Origin of the sequence: Oceanispirochaeta sp. M1 (assembly GCF_003346715.1) — a bacterium.
In the GTDB taxonomy this organism is placed as follows: Bacteria; Spirochaetota; Spirochaetia; order DSM-2461; family DSM-2461; genus Oceanispirochaeta.
In genome coordinates this window covers 1-1,385 of record NZ_QQPQ01000121.1, presented here as the reverse complement: position 1 = coordinate 1,385, position 1,385 = coordinate 1, and the positions used below count along the sequence as shown (strand labels likewise).

2 protein-coding genes and 1 pseudogene are annotated in these 1,385 nt (G+C 36.2%); all 3 read right to left on the bottom strand.

What is annotated here, in order from left to right; genetic code table 11:
* Positions 1-327, bottom strand: a pseudogene (locus tag DV872_RS27085) (hypothetical protein); the annotation flags it as partial.
* A complete protein-coding gene (locus tag DV872_RS26050) occupies positions 324-830 on the bottom strand; it encodes an NUDIX hydrolase (protein WP_114632897.1) in 507 nt (168 codons plus the stop codon). The gene DV872_RS26050 and the pseudogene DV872_RS27085, both read right to left, overlap by 4 nt.
* An 85-nt stretch (positions 831-915) precedes the next feature.
* A complete protein-coding gene (locus tag DV872_RS26750; protein WP_233516453.1) occupies positions 916-1,140 on the bottom strand; it encodes a hypothetical protein in 225 nt (74 codons plus the stop codon).
* Positions 1,141-1,385: the final 245 nt, after the last annotated feature.

Below are 1,385 nucleotides of genomic sequence, written 5' to 3'. Positions count from 1 at the left end.
AATTGACTCTATGATTTTCCATTGGTCGTCAGTTGGTAATGCAGTGTGTTCACATTCTGCAGAGCTGACTGTCGAGTGGTGGAAACCAAGCTTGTCAGGTGGTGGAAGTGCTGGCGGGCGGGTAACACCATCATTGGTAAAACCAGGAAGTATTAAATGAATACCTTTAATATGAGCATCAGATACAGCAGTTAATTCATCTACCCATTTTCCAGATAAATCTCTTTCTGGAAGTTTTGGTTTACACTCAAATACTTGAATATAGAATTCTGCTAGAGAACGCCAGTTTTTACTTATAATATTTACATGTGAAAATTTTGTTTTCATGATTTATCCTCATTCGGGCTAAAAGAACAATATTTATGGGCAACGATTCCCGTATGTAACTCTAAAAGATACTGCAGGCATGGAATATGTGTTTCTGCCATTTTAATATTTTCCAAACTGATTATATCAACAAATCTCAGCTCTTGTGACTCATGGCTAATCTGGAGAGTCTTGAAATCCTCAATCTCAACCGAATAAGCAATTGTGATTATTCTTTTTGAATTCCCATCATCATATCTAATTATTCTGGAAGGATCGGAAAATGTTGTTTCAAGTTTGTATTTGCTGACGTTGAGATTTGTTTCTTCCAGGACTTCTCTGATAAGGCATTCTTCAAAGGATTCATTTTTCTCCACACCCCCACCAATAAAAGCCCATCTAGATGAATCAGAACGATGTTCTAATAGATATTTTCCATTGTTTTGAATAAACGCAATACAACCGACTGATGGTGGTAAGGTCGGCTTGGGAGCACTTTCTTCTTTATAGAAAAACTGAACCATAAAACAATATACCTTACTTTAATGATTGGTCGATTGAAATTAGTTTATCAGAAACAATTTCTTCTGATCTCAGGGATTTTACCAGTTATGAAAAAACAGGTTGTATCATGAAATTTCCTGTATATGGACCTGTATCTTTTGACCACTCAGAGTCTTCTCCTGACCAATTCATCCAGCTAATTGGTTCTTGATTGTATTCTTTCTTAAATCCAATTGTTAGAGATTTTGAACCATCATTTCCAGGCGCCTCTAACCATCTCATAGAAATGAGGTATTTCCCTGGAAATAATTTGATATTTTCCTTTCTCAAATCAATTGAGGTCCAGTCATTGCCAGCAGTAGAAATAGAACTAAAGGATTTTGTGGTTACAAGGATTTCTTTGTTTGGTCTCTTTGATGATGAGAATTCATATAGATTGATACTGAAAGGTGTTCCCCGCCAGCTGACGTTTCCGGATTATTCACAAACTTGACAGGATGAAGTATTATTTGAAGACTTTATGAAGTTCCTGTCGTTGACAGAAAAAAAAAGAAGATGCTCTCTACGCCAATAGA